At 65.6% G+C, this 1778-nt stretch carries 1 protein-coding gene; it reads right to left on the bottom strand.

The window, feature by feature from the left end; translation table 11 throughout:
• Positions 1–161: 161 nt before the first annotated feature.
• A complete protein-coding gene (locus ACXMYJ_RS28980) occupies positions 162–1709 on the bottom strand; it encodes an IS1182 family transposase (protein WP_260753369.1) in 1548 nt (515 codons plus the stop codon).
• Between the last annotated feature and the right edge of the window lie 69 nt (positions 1710–1778).

Below are 1778 nucleotides of genomic sequence, written 5' to 3'. Positions count from 1 at the left end.
CTAGGAGTCTGCTGAATTAGTGGGTTGATGGGGCGGGGCGTCTCAAGCGCTCGTCGGCGCGTGTGTGAAGTCACAGGCAGGCCGACAGATTCGGGATTGCCCCGCCGTTTGGGGCGTGGCAATCCGATGTTCGCGCCGCAAGGCCGCCGGGATGTCTGGGCTTAGGCGATGGCCCAGGTGGTGCCGGTGTGGGTCAGGCCCATGCTGATCAGGCGGCGCAGGTTCAATGCGGCGGCGCGGTGGTGCAGCCAGTGGTTGTTCTTGCTGACGCCGCGGTAGCGGACTTTGCGGTTGCCGCGGGTCAACCAGGCGATCGAGCGTTCCACCATGGGGCGGTGTTGGCGGTACTCGGCCTGCCATTCGGGTGTGCGCGCGATGGCCCGGGCGGCACGTAGGTGCGGTTCGTGTTCGCTGATGGTGAGCTTTCGCCCACGCACTGCGGTGGTGCACAGGTGCCTCAAAGCGCATGACCGGCAATGCTTTTCGAATGCGGCTCCACCGCTAGGTCCGATGGGGATGGTGTGCTCGGCCGGACACGTCACGGTACGGGCCGCGAAATCGATGGTGAAGTCATCGCTGGTGAACCCACCCGGGACCGGGGTTCTCAGCGGGAGCGGTTTGATCACGGCGACATGCTTGAGCTCGGCCAGCGTCGCCCGTGCCTGACCGGTGCCGTAGGCCGAATCGCCGAGCACCCGCACCGCCGTCGTCTCGTGTGCCAGCAGCGCCAGTCCGATGACGGCTTCGTGATTGTCTTGTCCGCTTGCCTTGGTCAGCGCGCAGTCGGTGATGATCCCGGTATCAGGTTCGACCGCGATGTGGGCCTTGTATCCGTCCTGGCGGCGATGCACCGTCTTATGGGCATGGCGGGCTTCGGGATCCACGGTAGAGATCACCCGATCACCGGCCACCTTCTGCGCGATGCGCCACTGCCCGTCGGTGCCATCAGAACCCTCGACCGGTTCGACGTCCTGGCCGGCGACCAGCGCCAACAACGACACCGCCTCAGCGGCGCGCGGGCCCAGTTCCTGGTCGGGCAGATGCCCCAGCAGCCGGTGCGCATCGCCGACCAAGGCGTCGACAAGCTGGTCGCGGGCGGTTCTGTCGTTCCAGGCGATCGCCGGTTTACCCGGATCGCTGTAATCGTGGGCGGTGCAGTAAGTGGTGATCACCTCGCCGGCCCCTGGGACTTCACGCCCGACCCGGCGGATCGCAGCGATCAGCTGGGTTACGGTGTCCTGGGTGGACACCGCATCATCGAGCACGGTGGAGTCCAACGCTCGCCGCGTCTTTTTGGCCAACACACCGGTCTGCGCCACGACGGCCTTGACCGCCTCAAAGATCCGGTCCGGCGCCTGCGAGGCCGCCAGCCGGCGCCGCCAATAGGTCAGCGTGGTCGAGTGAAACGCCGGCGCGGTCACCGCCAACCCGCACGCGGCTTTCCAGCGCAGATCGAAGGTGACCGCGTCCACGGTCTCGCTATCAGAGAGCCCGTGCAGGGCCTGCAAGGTGATCACCGAGGCCATCACCTCGGCCGGCACGCTCGGACGCCCCCGCCGCGACGGGAAAAGATCAGCGAACATCGCCTCGGGAAACAACTCGTGGCGGTGTTCGGCCAGGAATACAAACATGCTGTCGGACTTCAGCAGATGCCCGGCAACCGACTCCGCATCCAACAGCTCACGCTGATCCTCAGAATGCCCCTGCATCCATTAATCATCTCGAGAACCCAGCCACAAACCCCGCCACCACGCCGGATTAATTCAGCAGACTCCTAG

It is taken from the genome of Mycobacterium sp. ZZG (assembly GCF_054786995.1).
This window is presented reverse-complemented; position numbering and strand designations above follow the sequence as displayed.

Coding starts and splice junctions, on each gene's coding strand:
- ACXMYJ_RS28980 (WP_260753369.1), bottom strand. CDS start 1,709: ATGCAGGGGCATTCTGAGGATCAGCGTGAGCTGTTGGATGCGGAGTCG.